Below are 19446 nucleotides of genomic sequence, written 5' to 3'. Positions count from 1 at the left end.
CTCCTCAGGGCGTTCTTTGCAAATAGCGTTTGAAGGCGTCGGAATAACGTTCTGCGAAACCATCGTCGGTTTTAACGATCATGAACAGCGGAATATTCATCTGGTTAGCCAGCGCCAGCGCGCGCTCCGGGCCGAGTACGCCCAGGCTGGTGGAGAGACCATCCGCCGTCATGCAGCTGGGCGCCAGCACCGTAATCGACGCCAGCCGGTGGTTGACCGGCCGGCCGGTTGCCGGGTCGATGGTATGCGAATAACGCACGCCATCCTGTTCAAAATAGTTGCGGTAATCTCCGGAGGTAGCGACCGCCATATCGCCCGGCGCAATGATCTCCTGCGCGCTCTGTTCAATGCCGGTCACCGGCTTTTCGATCGCAATACGCCACGGATGATCCTTGCCGTTATTGCCTTTGGTGCGCACCTCGCCGCCAATATCCACCATATAGCGCTCGATATTCAGCGACTGCAGATAGTCGGCCACCACGTCCACGCCATAGCCTTTGGCGATAGCGGAAAGATCGACATACAGCTCGGGAATATGCTTCACCAGCGCATTTTGTCTGACTTCCAGCTTGTCTATCCCGGTCCAGGCGCGACGCTTGTCCAGTTCGGCCTGATCCGGCACTCGCTCAGGGCGCCCTTCCGGCCCGAAGCCCCACAGGTTAACCAGCGGACCGACCGTAACGTCCAGCCCGCCGCCGGTCAGATGATTAATGCGGATCGCTTCGCGCACCACCAGCGCCGTGGCGGGCGATACGCCGAAAGGTTGATCGACCTCGCGGCTGTGATTAAAACGACTCAATTCCGACATCGGCCGATACGTGGACATCTGATCGTTCACCTGCTCCAGCCGTTTATCTATTTCAGCCTGGATCGCCGCAGAGTCCGGGACGTGACTCTCGCTGACGTATTTCACCGAGTAGTAGGTCCCCATGGTTTTACCATCGAGGTTATTTTGCTGCGGCCCGCATCCGGTCAGCAACCCAACCAGAGTACCGACCAACAGCCCTTTCAATATCATCCTCACGTGTTTTCCACCCTGCTTTTCATTCCGTCGTCGTCAGCCGCCAAAGTCATCCAGCATAATGTTGTCGCTTTCCACCCCGAGATCTTTCAGCATCTTAATCACCGCGGCGTTCATCATCGGCGGGCCGCACATGTAATATTCGCAATCCTCCGGCGCCGGGTGGTTACGCAAGTAGTTCTCCAGCAATACGTTATGGATAAAACCGGTATAGCCGGTCCAGTTATCCTCCGGCTGCGGATCGGACAGCGCGACGTGCCAGCGAAAGTTTTCGTTTTCGGCCTGCAGCTGGTTGAAGTCCTCTTCATAGAACATTTCGCGCAGCGAGCGAGCGCCGTACCAAAAGCTGATTTTACGCTTACTCTTCAGGCGCTTCAGTTGATCGAAAATATGGGAACGCATCGGCGCCATACCGGCCCCGCCGCCGATGAACACCATCTCCGCCTCGGTCTTTTTGGCGAAGAACTCGCCGAACGGCCCGGAAATCGTCACCTTATCGCCCGCTTTCAGCGACCAGATGTACGAAGACATAATGCCCGGCGGCACCTGCGGATTGTTCGGCGGCGGCGTAGCGATGCGCACGTTCAGCATAATGATGCCCTTTTCCTCCGGGTAGTTGGCCATGGAGTAGGCGCGCACCGTTGGTTCGCCGACCACCGATTGATAGCGAAACAGATTGAATTTATCCCAGTCGCCGCGGTATTCCGGCGGAATATCGAAGTCGGCGTAGGCCACCTCGTGCGGCGGCGCTTCGATCTGAATATAACCGCCGGCGCGGAAAGGAACGCTCTCGCCGTCCGGAATCCGCAGCTTCAGCTCTTTAATAAAGGTCGCCTTGTTATCGTTGGAGATAACCTCGCATTCCCACTTTTTAACGCCGAAGATCTCTTCCGGCAGTTCCAGCTTCATATTCTGCTTTACGCTGACCTGGCAGGCCAGACGGCAACCATCTTTCGCTTCGCGTTTGGTCATGTGCGCCATCTCGGTCGGCAGCACTTCGCCGCCGCCCTGCAGCACCCGAACCCGGCACTGACCGCAGGAGCCGCCGCCGCCGCAGGCGGAAGAGACAAAGATGCCCTGACTGGAGAGCAGATTAAGCAGCTTGTCGCCGGCCGGCGCGGAAAAGGTCTTATCCGCCTCGTCGTTAATCTCCACCGTGATTTCGCCGGTATTCACCAGTCTGGAGCGGGCGAACAGAATCGTCAGCGCCAGCGCCAGAATAATGAGGGTAAACATCAGCACGCCTAAAACGATTTCCATTGGCGATTACTCCTTTTCGATCTGCGCGGGCTTCAGGGTACGCAACCCCCAGATCAGCAGGCCGATGATAAAGAATGCGCTCGGCGCCAGCAAAAACAGGCCGTTCGGATTGTACCAGCCGCCGTTTTGCACCGTTTCCATTACCGTCAGGCCCAGCAGCTTGCCGGAGCCAATCAACTCGCGCAGGAAACCGACGATCATCAGAATCACGCCGTAACCCAGCCCGCTGCCGATGCCGTCCATAAAGCTCTCGATCGGCGGCGATTTCATCGCGTAGGCTTCCGCCCGCCCCATGACGATACAGTTGGTGATGATCAGCCCGACAAACACCGACAGCTGTTTGGATACCTCGTAGGCAAAGGCGCGCAGCACCTGATCCACCACAATCACCAGCGATGCGATAATCGCCATTTGCACAATAATGCGGATGCTGTTGGGAATGTGGCGGCGAATAATGGAAATAAACATATTCGAAAACGCCGTCACCAGCGTAACCGCCAGGCTCATCACCAGCGCAGTTTCCAGTTTGGTGGTCACCGCCAGCGCGGAACAGACGCCCAACACCTGCAGAGCGATCGGGTTGCTGTCCAGAATCGGCCCGGTCAGCACGCGTTTGATTTCTTTGACATCAGCCATTATTTAGCGCTCCTTCTCGTACGTTTTTCAGGAACGGGCCGAAGCCAAGATCGCCCAGCCAGAAAGTAAAGGTATGCTGCACGCCGTTCGCCGTCAGCGTAGAGCCGGACAACCCGTCCACCGCATGGACGTCATCCGGACTGGCGCCGCCCTTCACCACGCGCAGCGCCGGCTGGCCCTGTTGATCGAGCAACTGTTTGCCGATCCACTTTGCGCGCCAGTGGGGGTTTTCTATTTCGCCGCCGAGACCCGGCGTTTCACCGTGATCGTAATAGCTCAGCCCGCGCACCGTGCTGCCGTCGGCATCCAGCGCCACAAAAGCGTACATCATCGACCACAGCCCCACGCCGTATACCGGTAAAATTATCTGCTCGACCTTGTCCTGTTCGTTGCGCACCAGATAAATTTCCACCAGATTGCTGCGCCGCTGAATGCCGGCGATATCCTGCGCGGGCGGAAGGGCGATGCTCTGCTGGTTGTCGCGCAGGGCCGCCGCCTGATCGAAGTTATCCGCCGCCGCGCCCTGCTCGAACTCGCCGCTGGCCAGATTCACCAGCCGGGGAGAAATGCGGCTGGCGTAGATTTGCTGAATATCATCCGGACTCATCTTCGGCTGCAGCATGCCCGCCACATCCAGAATATTGCGCTGTTTATCCAGCAGCCGCTGCTCCTGCTGGCGCGACTTGAGGCCCACCGCCGATCCGGCCACTACCACGGAGCACACCAGACAGAGCACCAGCACCACGGTCAACGTTTTAGCAATGCTGTCGTTATTTCTTTTAGCCACGCGCTTTCCTCCGTTTGATATTGGCCTGCACCACCAGGTAGTCGAACAGGGGAGCAAACAGGTTAGCGAACAGAATGGCCAGCATCATGCCTTCGGGATAGGCCGGATTGACGACGCGAATCAGTACGCACATGGCGCCAATCAGAATGCCGTACCACCACTTGCCGGTTTCGGTAAAGGAGGCGGAGACCGGATCGGTGGCCATAAAGATCATGCCGAAGGCGAAGCCGCCGGTAACCAGATGCCAGTGCCACGGCATGGCGAACATCGGGTTGCTATCGGATCCGACCGCGTTGAACAGCAGCGCCGTCGCCACCATACCGATCATGACCCCCGTCACGATGCGCCACGAGGCGACGCGGCCAAAGATAATGATGGCGCCGCCCAGCAGGATCATCAGGGTAGAGACTTCGCCGATCGAGCCGGGAATATTGCCGAGAAATGCGTCCATCCAGCTAATCGGCTGGCCGGTGGCGGCGTTGATCAGGCGATCGCCGCCGGTGGCGCTCCACTGGGAAAGCGGCGTCGCGCCGGAAAAACCGTCGGCGGCCGTCCAGACCAAATCGCCGGAGATCTGCGCGGGATAAGCGAAGAACAGAAAGGCGCGACCGGCCAACGCCGGGTTAAGGAAGTTGCGGCCGGTGCCGCCAAACAGCTCTTTGGCCATCACCACGCCGAACGAGATGCCCAGGGCCGCCTGCCACAGCGGCAGCGTCGGCGGCACGATCAGGGCGAACAGGATCGAGGTGACAAAAAAACCTTCATTAATTTCGTGCCGGCGGACGATAGCAAACAGCACCTCCCAGAAACCGCCGACCGCAAACGCCACCGCGTAAATGGGCACGAAATACACCGCGCCCAGCAGCATCATGCTGCCCCAGCCGGCGTCGGCGGCAAAGGAGGCCCCCAGCCAGTGCGCCAGCTGATAGTGCCAGTCGGCGGCGATCAATTGCTGTATCTGTTCCGGCGAATACAGGTGATGCAGCGCGCTGAGCGTCTGCAGCCCGACATTATACATCCCCCAGAACAGCGCGGGAAACACCGCCAGCCAGACCAGAATCATCATACGCTTCAGATCGATCGCATCGCGCACGTGCGCCTTGCCGCGCGTCACCAGACCCGGCGTGTAAAAAATGGTCGCCGCCGCCTCATACAGCGGATAAAGTTTTTCCAGCCGCCCGCCCGCCTCGAAATGAGGTTCAATTTTTTCCAGAAAATGCTTTAGCCCCATCACTCACCCTTCCTGCTCAATTTTGCTCAGCACGTCGCGCAGTACCGGCCCATACTCATATTTACCGGGGCAAACATAGGTGCATAGCGCCAGGTCTTCTTCATCCAGTTCCAGGCAGCCCAGCGCCTGCGCGCTGTCGATATCGCCGGACAGCAAATCGCGCAGCAGCAGCGTGGGCAGAATATCCAGCGGCATCACGCGCTCATAGTTGCCAATCGGCACCATGGCCCGGGCGCCGCCGTGCGTATCGGTGGAAAAAGCGAATAGCTTCCGCCGCAGAAAATGCCCCAGCGTGGTGCGGGTAACGGAAAATTTATCCGCGCCCGGCATCACCCAGCCAAACAGCTCTTTTTCGCCGCCTTCGGCCAGCACCGATACCTGCAAATGGAAACGTCCCAGCCAGTCGTGGGCCGGATCGGCCCGGGTGCCGTTCAGCACCGAGCCGGACACCACCCGGTTGTCGCCGTCTTTGATCTGGCCGTCGGTCAGATCCGTCAGGCTGGCGCCGAGGCGGGTGCGGATCAGGCGGGGTTCGTTGACCTGCGGCCCGGCCAGCGCAATCACCCGATCGGTATACAGCTGGCCGCTGGTAAATAATTTGCCGAAGGCGATCACATCCTGGTAATTGATGTGCCAGACGGTCTTGTGCGGCCCGACCGGGTCGAGGAAGTGAATGTGAGTGCCCGCCAGCCCGGCCGGATGCGGACCGGAAAATTCATTGCAGGAAATTTGCCCCTGATGGCGCTGACCGGACGGGCTGCCCGCCGCCTGGCAGAGGTGGACTTTACCGTCCGTCAGGCGAGACAGGATGGTCAGGCCATCGTGAAAAGCTTCCGGCTCCGTGGCCAGCACCACCTGCGGGTCGGCGGCCAGCGGCTGGGTATCGAGAGCGGTAACGAAAATAGAGTGCGGCGCGCTGCCCGGCCGCGGCGCCTTGCTGTAGGGACGCGTCCGCAGCGCCGTCCATAGACCGGAGGCCAGCAGATTGTTCTGCACCTGCTGTCGACTGAGCTGGGCCAGTTCGTCGCGCGGGTAGCGATCGAAGCTGAGCGGTTCATCCTCCCCGATGCGGATAACCACCGCCTGCAGCAACCGACGCGCCCCGCGATGAATGGCGCTGACTGTGCCGCTGGCCGGCGCGGTGAACCAGACGCCGGGATTTTTTTTATCTTCAAACAACGTCTGGCCTTTCCTGACCTGATCGCCTGCCTGCACCAGCATGCGCGGGCGCATGCCGATATATTCCTCGCCCAGCAGCGCGACGGAGTGAATATCAGGTCCTTCATGAATGACCTGAGCAGGTTTTCCGGCAATCGGCAGATCCAGCCCTTTTTTAATCTTAATCATAGGACTCACATGGCTATACCCGCCATCTTTCAGGCTGCAGGCGCGTTGGCTGCCGGCCCATCCCGGACCGGGGCGGCGGCAGGCGGCGTTACCGCCGGCCAGAACCGCTTACCGTCTTCCTGCGACGCGAAATCTATTGGATAGGTTGTCGGTTGTCACGGACGTTGGCGCCACATAAAAGTGCATCCAACAGCGCAGAGATCAAACCGCGCGAGCGATTCAATCAATCCCTCACGGTTATCTGGCAGACGGGATAACCCGGTAAAATGCCGTTTATAGACAGAAAGTTATACCAGATCGCGAATTCAGCAAGACTTTTGCCAGAGCCTGCGGATGGGCACCCGCTAAAACATCAACCTAACTTCATGATTAGTTATTGTTTTTTAATATTATTTTCATATAACCTTCACAATGACGCTTACTGATGCCACGCTTTCAATTCATGCCCCAGATTCATAAGATACCAGCCTGCTTTTCTGTCGCTGACGACCGTTTTCCTCTGACAGGTAACCATATGTAACTATTCTAGCACCTTTATGTATGATAAGGCAGAAGAAAAGGCGTGACGTGGATCAGGCTACACAACACTTTTTCCTTTTTTTTTGCCGAAAATCCACTATAAGCTCCGGTTTAGCATTTTTTTTCTGGTTGAAAGCTATTTTTCTATGTTTTCTCTCTTGATTAACGCCAGGGCGGTGCTAATGTGACATAGCCTGATATTTGCCTAGAGTCAGGGGAATACGGGGCGCGACATGAGAGCCCCGCAGATCAAGCTTCAGCGAGCAGGATTGATGATGCACAAAATCGCGCTATCATTTGCGATGTGGTTTCTTTTGCCAACGGTAGCAATCACCAGCGTTGCCAGCGAGCCTTCGCCGGTAACCAAAGAAGTAAAACAGCAATTATTAGGCTCTCCGGTTTATATCCAGATCTTTAAAGAAGAACGGGTACTGGAACTGTATGCCAAAGTCGGCGGCGAGTATCGTATTCTGGAAAGCTATCCGATTTGCAAATATTCCGGCGGACTGGGGCCGAAACGCACGGAAGGCGATTTAAAAAGCCCCGAAGGGTTTTATCAGGTAAATCTGCGCCAGCTTAAACCCGATAGCCGTTTTTACCGCGCGATTAATATCGGTTTCCCCAACGACTACGATAAATCTCAGGGCTATTCCGGCCGTTATCTGATGATCCACGGCGAGTGCGTATCGGTAGGCTGCTACGCCATGACCAACAACTATATCGATGAGATTTACCGCTACGTCGAACAGGCGCTGCTCAACGGGCAACCGGCCATCGATCTGGCGATTTATCCGTTCAGAATGACGGAACAGAACATGCAGCGCCACCGCAACTCCAGCTACTATAATTTCTGGAAACAGCTGCAGCCGGGCTATAGCTGGTTCAATCAAAAACGGCAGCCGCCGGCCGTCACGGTATTTAACGGTCAATACGTGATCAGCAAACCGCTGACCACCAGCCTGACCAACTCAGATTATGCGTTCGCCAAAATGAAATAACACGAACTCGCCGGGCGCAATCCGCTGCCAGGTTTCATTGCTGGTCAGCGGCTGCGTGGCCAGCACGGTGACCACATCGTTCGGTGTGGTGTGGCGTTGAAAATCCACTTCGACATCCTGATCGAGCAGCGTCGCCTTGCCGAACGGCGCCCGACGGGTAATCCAGTGCAGGTGGGTCGAGCAGTAGCCCATCACAAAACGCCCGTCCGACAGCAGCATATTGAACACCCCCATTTCCCGCAGCTGATCGGCCAGCGTGGCGATATAGCGAAAAACCGACGGCCAGTTGCCCGGCGTGCGCCGGTAGCGCTGCGATAGCTGGTAAAGCAGCCAGCAGAACGCATATTCGCTGTCGGTCTGCCCGACCGGGCGAAAGGTGCCGGTTTTTAACGCCCGATGCCCTTTAAGCTGACCGTTGTGCGCAAAAGTCCAGTTGCGTCCCCACAGCTCGCGGGTAAAGGGATGCGTATTTTCCAGCGCCACCTCGCCCCGGTTAGCCTGGCGAATATGCGACACCACCGCGCAGGATTTTATCGGGTAATCCTGTACCAGTTTGGCTATCGGCGAATTATAGCTGGGCTTAGGATCTTTAAAGGTACGGCAGCCGTTGCCTTCATAAAACGTAATCCCCCACCCATCTTTATGCGGCCCTGTCCGTCCGCCACGCTGTACCAGACCGCTAAAGCTAAAGCAGATATCGGTCGGCACATTTGCGCTCATCCCAAGCAGTTCGCACATGATTAGCCTCCTTACCCTAACCACATCCCGTCAGCGCCGTATCAGGCCCTGACCATTTCTTTTTCGACCAGCTGAATCAAAATATGAATAACTTTAATATGAATTTCCTGAATACGGTCGGCGTAGCCAAAATGCGGCACGCGAATCTCCACGTCGGCGCTGCCGGCCATCTTGCCGCCGTCTTTACCGGTCAACGTAATCACCTTCATGCCTTTAGCCCGCGCGGCCTCGATGGCCTTGATGATGTTGCCCGAGTTGCCCGACGTGGAAATGCCCAGCAGCACATCCCCTTCACGCCCCAGCGACTCAATATAGCGCGAGAAGACAAACTCATAGCCGAAATCATTGCTGACGCAGGAAAGGTGGCTGGGATCGGAAATCGCGATCGCCGGATAGCCGGGACGATTTTCCCGGTAGCGGCCGGTCAGCTCTTCGGCGAAATGCATCGCGTCGCAATGCGAGCCCCCGTTGCCGCAGGACAGCACCTTACCGCCGGCTTTAAACGAATTCGCCAGCAGCACGGCCGCGTCCTGAACAGACTGAATATGAGCGTCATCGCTTAAAAAGTTCTTCAGCGTTTCGGCCGCTTCCTGTAGCTCATTACGAATCAAGTCCTGGTACATGAAAACCCCTTATTGAGTTCAGCAGCATCACGATTTTTGTGCCGCGTAGTGTAGCGGATCGCGCAAACAGCGAGAAGTATACCACCGGGAAAAGTCCGCTGTCGGTCGCCAGGCGGAAGTCAATGGCCAACTTTGTGAGACCAGCGGGAATTACAATGTAAATAAATTGATAAAAATTAACTTATATTCTACAAACAGTATAGATAAACAGGTCGGACCTCTTTCCGCCGGGAGCTAATCCATGGTCACCGTCACGCTTCTCGCTCTACTGGCGCTTATCGGCGCGTTGTTTTACCTGCGGATAGCGCGCTGGCCAGCCGCGCTGCTGCTGATGGGCTATATCGCCGCGATGGTGGCGCTGCGCTGGTGGTCGCCCTGGACGCTGGCGTTATTGTTGCCGCTATTGCCGCTCATCCTGGCGCCGCTGCGCCGCCGGCTGCTGTCCGCCCGCGCGCTGACGCGCTTTGCCGCCGTCATCCCGCCGATGTCCACAACGGAAAAAGAGGCGATTAATGCCGGCGGCACCTGGTGGGAAGCCGATCTGTTCGGCGGCGCGCCCGACTGGAAAAAGCTGCACGCGCAGCCTGCTCCGCGCCTGACGCCGGAAGAGCAGGCGTTTCTGGAAGGACCGGTCGAGCAGGCGTGCCGCATGGCCAATGATTTCGAGATTACCCACCAGTTGGCGGATCTGCCGCCGGCGCTGTGGGCGTTTCTGAAACAACAGCGTTTCTTCGCTCTGATTATCAAAAAGGAGTACGGCGGGCTGGAGTTCTCCGCCTATGCCCAGTCGCTGGTGCTGCAAAAACTGGCGGGCATCTCCAGCATTCTGGCCATTACCGTCGGCGTGCCCAATTCCCTGGGGCCGGGGGAGCTACTGCAGCGTTACGGCACCCGCGAACAGAAGAATCGCTATCTGCCGCGTCTGGCGAGCGGCCAGGATATTCCCTGCTTTGCTCTGACCAGCCCGGAAGCCGGCTCCGACGCCGGCGCCATCCCGGACAGCGGCGTTATCTGCCGCGGCGAATGGCGGGGCGAACAGGTGCTCGGCATGCGGCTGAACTGGAATAAACGCTACATCACCCTGGCCCCGGTCGCCACCGTGCTCGGACTGGCTTTCCGCCTGTACGACCCGCAGCATCTGCTGAGCGATAAAGAAGATATCGGCATCACCTGCGCGCTGATCCCCGTCGCCACGCCCGGCGTGCAGATCGGGCGCCGCCACTTTCCGCTCAATATCCCGTTCCAGAACGGCCCGACTCAGGGAAAAGATATCTTTGTTCCGCTGGACTACATCATCGGCGGCGCGGCGATGGCCGGCCAGGGCTGGCGCATGCTGATGGAGTGTCTGTCGGTCGGGCGCGGCATTACCCTGCCGGCCAACTCGACCGGCGGTCTGAAATCGATCGCGCTGGCCGTCGGCGCCTATGCCCACATCCGCCGTCAGTTCAAGATCGCTATCGGAAAAATGGAAGGAATCGAAGAACCGCTGGCGCGTATCGCCGGCAACGTCTGGGTGATGGACGCGGCGGCCACGCTGATCGCCGGCGCGCTGTCGCAGGGGGAAAAACCGGCGGTGCTGTCCGCCATCGTCAAGTACCACTGCACCCAGCGCGGCCAGCGCGCGGTGATGGACGCGATGGATATTCTCGGCGGCAAGGGCATCTGCCTCGGGCCGGCGAATTTTATCGCCCGCAGCTGGCAGGGTTCGCCCATCGCCATCACGGTCGAGGGGGCCAACATTTTGACCCGCAGTATGATTATCTTCGGCCAGGGCGCGATTCGCTGCCATCCCTATCTGCTTGATGAGATGGAGGCCGCCCGCGCCGGCGACCTGCGCCGCTTCGACCGGGCGCTGACCGGCCATCTCGGTTATCTCGGCAGTAATCTGGCGCGCAGCCTGTGGCTGGGGTTGACCAACGGGCGCGCCAGCCGGGCGCCGTTCCGCGACGCCACCCGACGCTACTACCAGCGTCTGAACCGGCTGAGCGCGAATATGGCGCTGCTGGCCGACGTCAGCATGGCGCTGCTGGGCGGCGGGCTGAAACGGCGGGAACGCCTTTCGGCCAGGCTGGGCGACCTGCTCAGCCAGCTGTGTCTGGCCTCGGCCGCGCTGAAACGCTATGACGAAGAGGGTCGGCAGCAGGCCGATCTGCCTCTGCTGCACTGGGGCGTACAGGATTGCCTGCACCAGGCGGAACAAGCGATCGACGCGCTGTTGCGCAACTATCCGCGCCGCGGCGTAGCGCTGGTCCTGCGGCTGATCATTTTTCCCTTTGGACGGCGCGCCCACGCGCCGTCCGACCGACTGGATCGCCAGCTGGCACGGCTGATGCAAACGCCGTCAGCCACCCGCGCCCGTCTCGGCCGCGGCCAGTCTCTGACGCCCGGCGCGCACAATCCGGTCGGCCAGATGGAGGCCGCGCTGCACGACATCATCGCCGCGGAGTCGATCCACCAGCGCCTGTGCGAAGAAACGGGGCGCAGCCTGCCCTTTATGCGTCTCGATGAACTGGCCGCTCAGGCGCTGGAGGAAGGCCGGCTCGATCGACAGGAAGCGGATATCCTCATTCAGGCGGAAGCCAGCCGGCTGCGCGCCATTAACGTCGATGACTTCGAACCGCAGGCGCTGGGCGCCCGCCAGCCGGCGCGCCGCAAACCGGACAACAGCGCGGCCGCCTGAACGCGCCGACGGCAAGAAAGTCATAGGATGCCGATCGGCGCTACGTTAAGATAAGGGCTTCTGTTTGACTGCCGGATGAATGCAACCCCGCTATGGCTTATATTCCAAAAAACTATGTAAAACTCGAAAGCGGCTATCGCGAAAAGGCGCTGAAACTCTTTCCCTGGGTATGCGGCCGCTGCTCGCGCGAGTTCGTTTACTCGAACCTGCGCGAACTGACGGTGCATCACATCGATCACGACCACAGCAACAACCCGGAGGACGGCAGCAACTGGGAGCTGCTGTGCCTGTACTGCCACGACCATGAGCATTCAAAATACACCGAGGCGGACACCTACGGTTCAACGGTGGTGGCCGGCGAAGACGCACAGCGAGATGTCGGCGTGGCAACCCACAATCCGTTCGCCGATCTGAAAGCCATGCTGGATAAAAAAGGCAAAAAGTAACGCCGGTCGCTTAGTCCGCGCAGCGTCGCACCGCGTCCAGCAACGCCTGCATATCGGCCAGTTGCGGCGCCGTAATGATCAGCACGCGGCCAAGCGCCAGCGCATGGCGCTGCGCGGCGGCGCGCGCGTCGCCATCGACAATGCCGTCCAGATCGGCGACGTGCGCCAGACCGATAGTGCGGCGGATCAACTCAGTACCGCAGTACCCCAGCGCGTCATGCCACACCTGCTGTAAGAAACGCCCGGCATAGCCTGGCGCGCCCAGCGCGGGTTCGCGGCATTCGCTGCCGCACAGCGCCAGAAAACGGTCGGAGAAAGTCTGCCACAGCGCGCGCACGTCCTGCAGCCGCTGTTCGCGCGCGACGCCGGCCGCATCGGCGCGCAGCAGACCGGGCAGGCCGCAGTAGTTGAGCAGCAGATTGCCCAGCGCGCTGCCCACATCGAAGCCGATCGGCCCGTAAAAACCGAATTCGGCGTCAATCGCTTTCAGCCGCCCCTCGGTAACGAAAATCGAACCACTGTGAATATCGCCGTGCAGTAGCGCCTGCGCCTTGCTGACAAAACCGTGTTTCAATTCCGCCACCGCCAGCTTCAGCTCGCCGTCCTGGCGCAGAGCGTCCACCGTCGGCCGCAATACCGCGTCAAACTGGTTACGTTCATGATCGATGTAGGGATCGGTAAAGAACAGGTCTTCGGTAATCTGGCACAGTTCCGGGTTGGTAAAGCGGATCACGCCGGCCTTTTTCTCCTGCGCCGGCTGATAAAAATCAGAAGTATGGAACAGCGTCTGCGCCAGATACTCGCCCAGTTGAGCCGCCGCCTGCGGATACCAGATGCCCTGAACCAGCTCGCCGCGCCAGATACGGTGATCGGAAAGATCTTCCTGCACCATAACCGCCAGTTGCGCGTCGTAGTGCAGCACCCTTACCGTATGCTGCGGGCAATAGCGGGCGTGCGTCAGCAGCGTTTCCGCCTCAATGCGCGACCGATCCAGCGTCAGCGGCCACGATTCGCCCACGCAACGCACGTAAGGCAACGCCTGTTTCACTATCACCCGGCTCGCGCCCTGGCGATCGCGGATTTTAAATACCAGATTCAGATTACCATCGCCCACTTCGTCGGCCGACACCAGCGACCCGGCATCGGCAATTCCGCCGTACTGGCGCGCATATTCAACCGCATCATCGGCAGCAAAGGTACGATAACCGGACATCAATCACCTCTTAAACTGAGTTTGCTGACAACAGCGTCTGTAAGTTCGCGTCCCCCGGGGCAACGTACTGAGGGCGATAATTAGCGCCCCCTGAACCCGCCGCGGGCCAACGCGAGCGTTATTTAATCGGGTTACCGGCACATTTATCGGCGTCTTACGCCGCTATGCCCAGCCCGGTAACTCGCGTCGTCAGCCATCTGACGCTGTCATATTCATTGTTTAGGCATAAAAGAGTATGGACGTCTATACATCCATAAAACATCCTGACAGAATAAGAATATTGACGCAATAACGCAACATGGATTTAACTCATCATGCAATCGCTTAACACAACCAGCCTGAAGATCGTGAATAACCAGCTGTGGATCCTCGATCAACAGGCGCTGCCGCAAGAAACCCGCTGGTGCCTCTGCCCCGACGTCGCGACGCTGGTCGACCACATTCAGGCTCTGCGCGTGCGAGGCGCGCCGCTGATTGGTCTGTCTGCCAGCCTGCTGCTGGCGCTGCTGGCCGAACAGGGAATGGCGCGGGAGCCGCTGACGCTGGCGCTGCACACGTTGCGCGCGGCGCGCCCGACCGCGGTCAATCTGATGAATAACCTCGATCGCATGCAGCAGGCGCTGGACATGACGGATTATCGCCGCGCCATGGCGGACGAGGCTCTGCGCCTGGTGGAAGAAGATCGAGCGCTATGCGAGCGCATCGCCGTTCAGGGCGCGGAACTGGTCAAACCGGGCAGCCGGCTGCTGACCCACTGCAATACCGGCGGCCTGGCTACCGCCGGCATCGGTACGGCGATTGGCGTGCTGCTGCGCGCTCATCAGCAGGGCAAGGTGGCGCAGGTATGGGTGGACGAGACCCGCCCGCTGCTGCAGGGCGGACGACTAACCGCCTGGGAACTGGGTGAGTTGGGCATTCCCCGACGTCTGATCTGCGATTCGATGGCCGCCAGCCTGATGGCTCAGGGCCAAGTCGACGCCGTCTGGGTCGGCGCCGACCGCATCGCCGCGAACGGCGATGTGGCGAACAAAATCGGCACTTACAGCCTGGCCGTGCTGGCGCACTATCACCACATTCCGTTTTATGTGGCCGCGCCGCACACCACGCACGATCCACACTGCCCGAACGGCGCGGCGATCCCGATAGAGCAGCGCGCGGCGGCCGAAGTGACCGGCGCCGCCGGCAGTTTCGGCCACTGCCAGTGGGCGCCGGACGACGTACCGGTCTATAACCCAGCATTCGACGTCACGCCGGCCGCGCTCATCAGCGGTTGGGTACTGGACTGCGGCGTGATCACGCCGCAGCAGGCGAAGGACGGTATTTTTCAACGCCCGCTGTCGGCATAAACGGGCGGCCAGCGGACGACGTACCGGTTCGACGTCACGCCGGCCGCGCTCATCAGCGGTTGGGTGCTGGACTGCGGCGTGATCACGCCGCAGCAGGCGAAGGACGGTATTTTTCAGCGCCCGCTGTCGGCATAAACGGGCGGCCAGCGGACGGTGCGCGTCCGCCGGCTGTACCGGGGATCGATCAGGCCAGTTTGGGATAGGCGTCGGCGATTTTGTCGCCGGTAAAGCGGGCGACCCAGCCTTCCGGATTGTCGAACAGGCGGATGGCGGTAAAATTCGGCTCCGGCCCCATATCGAACCAGTGCGCGGTCCCCGCAGGCACCGAGATCAAATCCTCCTTCTCACACAGAATCTGGAAAATTTTTCCATTCAAATGCAGGCAAAACAATCCGGCGCCCTCGACAAAAAAACGCACCTCGTCTTCGCCGTGCGTGTGCTCGACTAAAAACTTAGTGCGCAATTCGGCGCGCTGCGGATGATCGGCGCGCATGCTGATCACATCCCAGCTCTGGTAACCCTTTTCAGCCACCAGCTTATCGATCTCGTGTTGATAAGCCGCCAGCACTTCTTCCGCCGCAGGCGAAGCGCTTAGCGGACGATCCGCGCGCCAGCGTTCAAACCGTACGCCGATTTCCGCCAACTGCTGGCGAATGGCTTCGGCATCCCGGCTTTGCCAAAGCGGCTGGCGGGCATCGTTATCACTAAAGATGGTCAGTGCACTCATTGGCAAAACTCCCGTAAATTAATCTGGTCAAAACGTGTCACCTGAATATGGCGGCTGGCGGCATCGGCCGGACCGCGGATCAGTTGGCGGGTGTGCCAGCCCGCCTGCTGCGCGGCGTCCAGCTCCTGATGGATATCGGACAAAAACAGCACTTGTCCGCCAGGCAGATCGATCTCCCCGGCGATGGCATGATAGGAGGCCGACTCGCGTTTGGCGCCGACCCGGGTGTCAAAATAGCCGCTGAACAGCGGCCGCAGATCGCCCGCTTCGCTGTGGCCGAACAACAAGGTCTGCGCTTCCACCGAGCCGGATGAGTAGACGAACAGACGCACGCCCTGACGCCGCCATTCCGTCAGTTGCGGCGCCACATCCGCATAGACATGGCCGTGAAAATCGCCGTTCTGATAGCCGCCGCGCCAGATAATGCCCTGCAGCAGCTTGAGCGCGGTCGATTTGCGGTCCTCGTCCATAAAACGCAGCAGGGTGGCGATCAGGGCGTCGCTACTCGCGTCCGACTGTCCCGTCTCCTGACGCAGCGCCTGCAGCGCCTGAGCGATCTCCTCGCTGTGCGCCTGCCGGCGCACCGTCTCCGCCAGCCGCGCGCGCGCGTAAGGAAACAGAACGTTATGCACGAAGCGGATATCGCTGGTGGTGCCTTCTATATCGGTCACAATCGCCTGAATCATTTCGCCTCCAGCAGACGCCGCTGAAGTTCGCACTGGAACAGAAACTCCAGCCCTTCCAGATGACGGCGCGCTTCTTTCACGTCCGCTCCCCAACAGTACAGCCCGTGGCCGCGCACCAGAAACCCGTAGCGCAACGGCGCGCTTTGCGCCCGGTCGGCCACGCGCGCCGCCAGCGCGGGAATGTCCTGATCGTTGTCAAAAATCGGGATCGCCACGCGATCCCGATGACTGCGCTGGCCGCCGAGCGATTTCTGCATCTCATAGCCCTGCAGCACCAGCTGGTCCGAGCGCTCCACGCGCGACAGCACGGTGGCGTTGACCGAGTGCGTATGCAGAACCGCGCCGATCCCGCGGTCCAGACGATATAATAAAGTATGCAGACCGGTTTCCGCAGATGGGGTCCGGCTGTCCAGCACCCGATCGGTAGCGATCTCGACCGGCAAAAAGTCCTCGCGCCGCAGCGCGCCTTTATCCTTGCCGGACTCCGAGATCAGGCACTGATATTCACCCGACCGCACCGACATATTTCCCCCGGTGGCCGGACACCAGCCCCGCAGTCCTATCCAGTGGCAGGCATCAACCAACGCGTTAAGTTGCGGATTATCCGTCATTTCTCATCCTGTTAGCTCAATGTGATGGCCGTTAGCGGCGTAAGCTGTTGCCGCCGGTTTTCAGGTTAGCGCAGTAATGGCTTTCCCCTGAAATCTATTAGGTATATAACGATAGAACTTTATTGTATTTAGCCGTTTAAACGTCTGGGTATCTTGATTGCTAAATATTAACATCGTGTTATATTATCGGCAACACAGGCTTGCAGGAGTCCCCTTCAGTCATGAGCAGCACCCCACTCGTCCCCGAAAGTAAATTGCCCGCGCTGGGCACCACCATTTTCACCCAAATGAGCGCGCTGGCTCAGCAACACAAAGCCATCAACCTGTCGCAGGGTTTCCCGGATTTTGACGGTCCGCCCTGGCTGCAACAGCGGCTCGCGTGGCACGTTAGCCAGGGCGCCAACCAGTACGCGCCGATGACAGGCGTGGCGTCGCTGCGCAGCGCGATCGCCGATAAAACGGCCGAACTGTACGGCTGGCGGCCCGACGCCGACAGCGAAATCACCGTCACCGCCGGCGCCACGGAAGCGCTGTATGCGTCAATCACCGCGCTGGTGCGCCCTGGCGACGAGGTGATCTGCTTCGATCCCAGCTACGACAGTTATGCCCCGGCGGTCGCGCTGGCGGGCGGCATCCTGCGCCGTCTGCCGCTTCAGCCGCCGGCCTTTCGCGTCGACTGGTCGCAGTTCGCCGGCCTGCTGAGCGCGCGCGCGCGGCTGGTGATTCTCAACACGCCGCACAATCCTTCCGGCACCGTGTGGCTGGCGGAGGATTTTCGTCAGCTGTGGCAGGCGATTGCCGAACGCGAAATTTATGTGCTCAGCGACGAGGTCTACGAACATATCTGTTTTGCCCGCGACGGGCACGCCAGCGTGCTGGCGCACAACGAACTGCGTCAACGCGCGATCGCCGTCTCTTCGTTTGGCAAAACCTTTCATATGACCGGCTGGAAAGTCGGCTACTGCGTGGCGCCGGCCGCCATCAGCGCGGAAGTGCGCAAGATCCATCAGTATCTGACCTTCTCGGTCAATACGCCGGCCCAGCTGGCGCTGGCCGATATGCTCAACGACCAGCCGCAGCACTGGCGCGAACTGCCCGATTTTTACCGCGCCAAACGCGATCGTTTCGTGCAGGGGCTGGCCGCCAGCCGCTTTGAGGTGCTGCCGTGCGAAGGAACCTATTTCCTGCTGGCCGACTACAGCGCGATTTCCGATCTGGACGACGTGAGTTTCTGCCGCTGGCTGACCGAGCAGGTCGGCGTGGCAGCTATTCCGCTGTCGGTCTTCTGCGCCGAACCTTTCCCGCACAGATTAATTCGTCTGTGCTTCGCCAAACAGGAAGCCACGCTGGACGCGGCTGCGGAGCGCTTATGTCAACTCTGAAACTCACCCTGCTGCAACATCCGCTAATCTGGCTGGACGGCGCGGCTAACCTGCGCCATTTCGCCAACCAGCTGGCCGGCATTGAGGGACGCGATCTGATTATCCTGCCGGAGATGTTCACCACCGGCTTCGCCATGGACGCCCCGCAGCACGCCCTGCCGCAGGCCGAGGTGGTGAACTGGATGAGCGAGTGGGCGCAGCGCTGCAACGCGATGATTGGCGGCAGCGTCGCGCTGCAAACCGCGCGCGGAGCGGTGAACCGCTTTCTGCTGGTCGATCCGAGCGGCAACGTTCATCACTACGATAAACGTCATTTATTCCGCATGGCGGGCGAACATGAATACTACACCGCCGGCCAGCAGCGCACGCTGGTCGAATGGCGCGGCTGGCGCATTCTGCCGCAGGTATGCTACGACCTGCGTTTCCCGGTCTGGTCGCGCAACCATCAGGATTATGATCTCGCCCTGTATGTAGCCAGTTGGCCCGCGCCGCGCGCGCCGCACTGGCAGACGCTGCTGGCCGCCCGGGCGATAGAGAACCAGGCGTATGTCGCCGGCTGTAACCGGGTGGGAACGGACGGCAACGGCCATCATTATCAGGGCGACAGCCGGATTATTACCCCGCAGGGAGAAATTCTGGCGCAGGCGCAGGCCAACGAAAGCGCGCGTCTGGACGCCGAACTGTCGCTGGAAGCGCTGCAGAGCTACCGGGAATCCTTCCCCGCCTGGCGCGACGCCGATCGCTTCACGCTGCAGTAAACGAGTAAACGCCGGCGGCCCGCGACCCCGGATTCGAATCTGAAGCGCGGCAACCGCCGCGCTGCGCCGGCCGTCGTCGGCTTCCCTGCATCGACCAGCCACTGCGCGCCGACAGCTAAATACCTCCGCACATTGACGTTTCACGTCTCATCGTACGAAGCCAGTACTGGCGGGATGTCATGTCCTGCATGTGTAGCGCTATCATGTGAAGCTATTTAGCGTTCCCGCCCGGCCGACTGACGCTTCCCTCTGTCCCCGCTAATCATCCCGTCAATCATTGTCGCCAGCCATTCTCCGCGAATAAATCTCCGGTGGATATATCGAGCGCGCTCGCGAATTGAAGCGCGGATAAATGCGGATAATAATGAAGAAAATGGCGAGGGAAATATGCGGGCCGCTAACTGAGTTTTAGCGCAGAGAAATAGGTCCATCGGCGC

Annotated in this window: 18 protein-coding genes and 1 pseudogene; 7 read left to right on the top strand and 12 right to left on the bottom strand. The window is 59.7% G+C overall.

The features are described 5' to 3' along the window. Positions 1-4: 4 nt before the first annotated feature. From FJU30_RS04625 to FJU30_RS04600, 6 genes are read right to left on the bottom strand one after another with little or no spacing between them, the layout of a single operon-like run. Positions 5-1018, bottom strand: a complete 1014-nt coding sequence (locus FJU30_RS04625) for an FAD:protein FMN transferase (RefSeq protein WP_150433825.1) — start codon at positions 1016-1018, stop codon at positions 5-7. A 39-nt stretch (positions 1019-1057) separates the two neighbouring features. Next, complete coding sequence (gene nqrF / locus FJU30_RS04620) at positions 1058-2281, bottom strand: NADH:ubiquinone reductase (Na(+)-transporting) subunit F (RefSeq protein ID WP_150433429.1); 1224 nt, start codon at positions 2279-2281, stop codon at positions 1058-1060. A gap of 6 nt (positions 2282-2287) precedes the next feature. Continuing rightward, positions 2288-2917: an NADH:ubiquinone reductase (Na(+)-transporting) subunit D gene (locus tag FJU30_RS04615; RefSeq protein WP_150433430.1), complete on the bottom strand. Its 630-nt coding sequence runs from the start codon at positions 2915-2917 to the stop codon at positions 2288-2290. Further along, on the bottom strand, positions 2910-3704 hold the full coding sequence (locus FJU30_RS04610) for a Na(+)-translocating NADH-quinone reductase subunit C (RefSeq protein ID WP_223881480.1): 795 nt from the start codon (positions 3702-3704) through the stop codon (positions 2910-2912). The genes FJU30_RS04615 and FJU30_RS04610 overlap by 8 nt, the downstream gene beginning before the upstream one ends. After that, entirely contained in the window at positions 3697-4935 is a 1239-nt protein-coding gene (locus tag FJU30_RS04605; protein WP_150433826.1) for an NADH:ubiquinone reductase (Na(+)-transporting) subunit B, read from the bottom strand. Before FJU30_RS04605 ends, FJU30_RS04610 begins: the two co-directional genes overlap by 8 nt. Positions 4936-4938: 3 nt before the next feature. Beyond that, positions 4939-6282: a Na(+)-translocating NADH-quinone reductase subunit A gene (locus FJU30_RS04600; RefSeq protein WP_150433432.1), complete on the bottom strand. Its 1344-nt coding sequence runs from the start codon at positions 6280-6282 to the stop codon at positions 4939-4941. 794 nt (positions 6283-7076) lie between these two features. Between FJU30_RS04600 and dpaA the strand changes: the two genes are divergently transcribed. Then, positions 7077-7799 (top strand): peptidoglycan meso-diaminopimelic acid protein amidase, encoded by a 723-nt coding sequence (dpaA, locus tag FJU30_RS04595; protein ID WP_150433827.1) that lies wholly within the window; start codon positions 7077-7079, stop codon positions 7797-7799. Here the strand turns inward: dpaA and FJU30_RS04590 are convergent. Then, the gene (locus FJU30_RS04590; protein ID WP_150433433.1) at positions 7770-8537 is read right to left on the bottom strand and encodes a class II glutamine amidotransferase; all 768 of its coding nucleotides are present in this window, start codon (positions 8535-8537) and stop codon (positions 7770-7772) included. The two genes, dpaA and FJU30_RS04590, sit on opposite strands and share 30 nt — an antisense overlap. 41 nt (positions 8538-8578) lie before the next feature. Continuing rightward, positions 8579-9160, bottom strand: a complete 582-nt coding sequence (gene lpcA, locus FJU30_RS04585) for a D-sedoheptulose 7-phosphate isomerase (protein ID WP_150433434.1) — start codon at positions 9158-9160, stop codon at positions 8579-8581. A gap of 241 nt (positions 9161-9401) precedes the next feature. On the opposite strand from lpcA, the gene fadE reads away from it, so the two are divergent. Continuing rightward, a complete protein-coding gene (gene fadE / locus FJU30_RS04580; RefSeq protein ID WP_150433435.1) occupies positions 9402-11840 on the top strand; it encodes an acyl-CoA dehydrogenase FadE in 2439 nt (812 codons plus the stop codon). Between the two features lie 92 nt (positions 11841-11932). After that, positions 11933-12286 carry an HNH nuclease YajD gene (gene yajD, locus FJU30_RS04575; RefSeq protein WP_150433436.1) on the top strand — a complete coding sequence of 118 codons (354 nt, stop codon included), beginning with the start codon at positions 11933-11935 and terminating at the stop codon, positions 12284-12286. 10 nt (positions 12287-12296) lie between these two features. Here the strand turns inward: yajD and mtnK are convergent, their stop codons facing one another. After that, positions 12297-13499: an S-methyl-5-thioribose kinase gene (mtnK, locus tag FJU30_RS04570; RefSeq protein WP_150433437.1), complete on the bottom strand. Its 1203-nt coding sequence runs from the start codon at positions 13497-13499 to the stop codon at positions 12297-12299. 314 nt (positions 13500-13813) lie between these two features. On the opposite strand from mtnK, the gene mtnA reads away from it, so the two are divergent. After that, positions 13814-14845, top strand: coding sequence for an S-methyl-5-thioribose-1-phosphate isomerase (gene mtnA / locus FJU30_RS04565; RefSeq protein WP_150433438.1), 1032 nt, complete (start codon positions 13814-13816; stop codon positions 14843-14845). Between the two features lie 27 nt (positions 14846-14872). Beyond that, a pseudogene (locus tag FJU30_RS27580) lies at positions 14873-14980 on the top strand (S-methyl-5-thioribose-1-phosphate isomerase); the annotation flags it as partial. A gap of 49 nt (positions 14981-15029) precedes the next feature. Here FJU30_RS27580 and FJU30_RS04555 read toward each other — a convergent pair. From FJU30_RS04555 to FJU30_RS04545, 3 genes are read right to left on the bottom strand one after another with little or no spacing between them, the layout of a single operon-like run. Further along, positions 15030-15572 carry a 1,2-dihydroxy-3-keto-5-methylthiopentene dioxygenase gene (locus tag FJU30_RS04555; RefSeq protein WP_150433439.1) on the bottom strand — a complete coding sequence of 181 codons (543 nt, stop codon included), beginning with the start codon at positions 15570-15572 and terminating at the stop codon, positions 15030-15032. Then, positions 15569-16258 carry an acireductone synthase gene (gene mtnC / locus FJU30_RS04550; protein WP_150433440.1) on the bottom strand — a complete coding sequence of 230 codons (690 nt, stop codon included), beginning with the start codon at positions 16256-16258 and terminating at the stop codon, positions 15569-15571. The genes FJU30_RS04555 and mtnC overlap by 4 nt, the downstream gene beginning before the upstream one ends. Then, entirely contained in the window at positions 16255-16869 is a 615-nt protein-coding gene (locus FJU30_RS04545) for a methylthioribulose 1-phosphate dehydratase (RefSeq protein ID WP_150433441.1), read from the bottom strand. Before FJU30_RS04545 ends, mtnC begins: the two co-directional genes overlap by 4 nt. 221 nt (positions 16870-17090) lie before the next feature. Between FJU30_RS04545 and FJU30_RS04540 the strand changes: the two genes are divergently transcribed. Together FJU30_RS04540 and FJU30_RS04535 are read left to right on the top strand one after the other, a co-directional pair. Then, on the top strand, positions 17091-18251 hold the full coding sequence (locus FJU30_RS04540; protein ID WP_150433442.1) for a pyridoxal phosphate-dependent aminotransferase: 1161 nt from the start codon (positions 17091-17093) through the stop codon (positions 18249-18251). Then, entirely contained in the window at positions 18239-19009 is a 771-nt protein-coding gene (locus FJU30_RS04535) for an amidohydrolase (protein ID WP_150433443.1), read from the top strand. The genes FJU30_RS04540 and FJU30_RS04535 overlap by 13 nt, the downstream gene beginning before the upstream one ends. Positions 19010-19446 lie beyond the last annotated feature (437 nt).

This window comes from Affinibrenneria salicis, assembly GCF_008710095.1.
This window is presented reverse-complemented; position numbering and strand designations above follow the sequence as displayed.